This is a genomic window from Paenibacillus sp. tmac-D7 (assembly GCF_006519665.1).
In the GTDB taxonomy this organism is placed as follows: domain Bacteria; phylum Bacillota; class Bacilli; order Paenibacillales; family NBRC-103111; genus Paenibacillus_G; species Paenibacillus_G validus.
On the sequence record NZ_VIDW01000094.1, the window covers coordinates 1 to 2,964 of the forward strand.

Consider the following 2,964-nt stretch of genomic DNA (forward strand, 5'->3'; position numbering starts at 1 on the left):
GGTCTAACCATGTCTTTCAAAAAAATGAGATTGACTATTTTATTTTTATCCCTGTTAGCAATTTGGGTAGTGTCAGGTTGTAGCGATAATTCTGCAACTCTAGACAATAATAAACCACCATCTGGTAACGTCTATCAGTGGGGAGATAGCAATTTTGAAGAATTTGTGAAAAAAGCAGCAAAAGGGACTACGCTTAAAATTGGATTATCACCACCAGCTGCTTCTGAGCATTATGACATTTTTGAACACGCTGCCAATACAATGATGAATGAATTAAGTGATCGATTTGGAGTAAATTTCGAGTTTCAGATGGCTGCTCCGGGTAATTTTCAGTCTGTAGAGTCACAAGTGGCTACAATTGAAAACTGGACGTCACTAAAATTTGATGCCATATTTGTCTGCACAACAGGTGATTTTGATTCTATGAATGCAGTCTATGAGAAGGCTATGAAACAAGGAACTATGATTTATTTATTTAATATGCCAGCTGAAATGTGGGATGAAAGCGATTTAAAAGCGGTATCCGTAATCAGCTATAACAACCATTACCAAGCAGGGTACCTTGTAGGTGAATATGCAGCTAAAAAGTTAGGCGGAAAAGGAGATATTTTATTGGTATGGGGTTTACCTGGTTACTTTGCTACTTCACGTAAAAATGGTTTCCTGGAGGCTATTTCCAAGTATCCTGATATGAAAATCGTAGGAGAACAACGCGGTGATTACGTTCGAGACAAAGGGATGCAGGCTACTGAGAACTTGCTGCAAGCACATCCTAATGTCGATTTAATCTATGGAGAGAATGAGGAAATGGCTCTAGGTGCTGTGCAGGCCGTTGAAGGACGCGGTCTAAAGCTATGGGATGGTAAAGAAGGAATAATGGTTATCGGTGCGGACGGTCTTAAATCCGGTTTTGAGTCGATCCGTCAAGGGAAGCTGACAGCTACTGTTGATGTGGGTACGGTTGATATGGGTCGAGAATTAATTAAGTCTGTTTTTATGCACCAAGTACTAGGTTTCTCTGTTGATAAAATTCAGAATGTTCCGACTGTAATTGTTGATAAAGATAATGTTGATACGAGAGAAGCTTATGTAGACTGGGCACTTGGAACAAAGCGTAAATAAAAACGTATCGCTAACACGACTAAAATTACGTCCCAAGTGAAGATTTATTCACTTGGGATATTTCTCGCCCGCCGCATAGTGCCGCCACAAAAAGGACAGACAACTTCTACTTCTTCCCCCTCTGCTAAATCAAAATGAAATTCGTCAAATACAAAATCCGTTACTTCGACTAATTGCTCATGTGGGGATATTCCGGCCGACTATACGCTTGATACGTGCTCCGAAATGAAGAGATGAAGCATCATTTCGAACGTAACGCTACATCATCATTATTTGGAAAAAGTTGTTGATTATTTCGAAAAGGTATGTTAAATTTAAAGCGTCAATAAGATTGTATACAATAATATCAAATATAAGCAGTTAAAGCGGTAATTACAGTATACAATTCAAAAGTGGACATTGCGATATTTGGTAATAATTGTACCGAATAATAATTATGAACATAATTGTATACTGTACACAATATTATAGCTATATTAATAATAATCAACCTAATTACGTTGATTGAGTTGAACTCAAATGGAGTGTGAAAAGTGAAGAAAGAAGCAATGGTTAACAATGATCAGAGCAATTCGAGGTTTAGTGTGGTATATGAAACATTAAAGAAAAAGATTATGGAAGGTGATTTACCTTCAAATACTCCCTTAGTCGAAGAAAAACTGGCCAAGGAGTATCAGATGAGTAGGACGCCCATCAGGGAAGCTATCAGGCATCTGGTCCAGGATGGTTTGGTCGAATTTTTTCCGAGAAGAGGGGCTTTGGTTAAAGAAATTACGATAAAAGATCTTGAGGAAATTTTTACTGTAAGAGAAGCTCTCGAAGGTATTAGCGCTAGGATTGCGGCAAGTGTGATAACTGAACAAAAGATCATTTTGTTGCAAGAGGCATTGGAAAAGGCTGATCAAGAACTTGAAAACGGAGATAAGGAGCATTCTTTTGAGCTCGGAAACACATTGCATGAGATTGTCCTTGACGTTGCAAACAACAATAAGATCTTGACTATCGTTTCCGATTTTAAGAACCAAATTCAGAGATTTCATTATTTTTCTAACCATATTCCTGGAAGACTAGAATTATCCAATAAGGAACATTGGGAAATATTTGAGGCTATTCAAGCCAGGGACGGTGAACTTGCGGAGCGCAGAATGAGAAAACATGTGAGGGGAACCAAAGAATCTATCATATTTGCAGTGAAAAATAACATTAGAACCATATAAGTGAAATGAGAACAGTATGGCCGCATTGTTAAACAAAACATTTCTATCTAATGCTCACTTGGGTGGGGGGAGGGAGGACAATAGGGTCCTCCTGAACCAGTCGCAGCTGCTGTTAAATGTAATGTGGTTGGAAGGTTAGGATTGTGTATTTATAGCGAATTGTAAAAAGGGATTATCACATGTATAAAATTAGATTTTTAAAAAAGGCAGACTGGGTTGTCCCTGGTACTGTTGTATATGATCATGCCTATGGGCTGCACGATCCGGTAAAATCATGAATCATAGTATAGGATAATTTGTAAAATGGTGGATTCGTCATGGTTGTATAGACCCGACAACGGATGCCAGCGGACATCGCGGAAGACTGTAGGAGACCGAAAGAAGGGGTGTAGTCATATATAAAAATAGCCGGACAAATAGTTGACACATTAAAATGAAAGGGCTTACAACATGTTTTTGAAATCGGATTCCCAAAGGGTGGAAAGCGCTTTTTATTCATGCAGATTTTCCAGCATTCTCTTACAAGGGGAAACTTTACTTCATACGAACACCATGTGAGCGACGAGATGGCATGGCATCTTCAATCCGACCTATAAGGCGAACCAGAAGGCGGCTATAGACCATT

At 38.8% G+C, this 2,964-nt stretch carries 2 protein-coding genes; both read left to right on the plus strand.

The annotated features are described in order from the left end of the window. On the plus strand, window positions 1-1,122 hold a 1,122-nt coding region (locus tag FKP33_RS26515; protein ID WP_141336803.1), incomplete at its 5' end, for a sugar ABC transporter substrate-binding protein. Window positions 1,123-1,655: 533 nt separating this feature from the next. After that, a complete protein-coding gene (locus tag FKP33_RS26520; protein ID WP_141336804.1) occupies window positions 1,656-2,339 on the plus strand; it encodes a GntR family transcriptional regulator in 684 nt (227 codons plus the stop codon). Window positions 2,340-2,964: the final 625 nt, after the last annotated feature.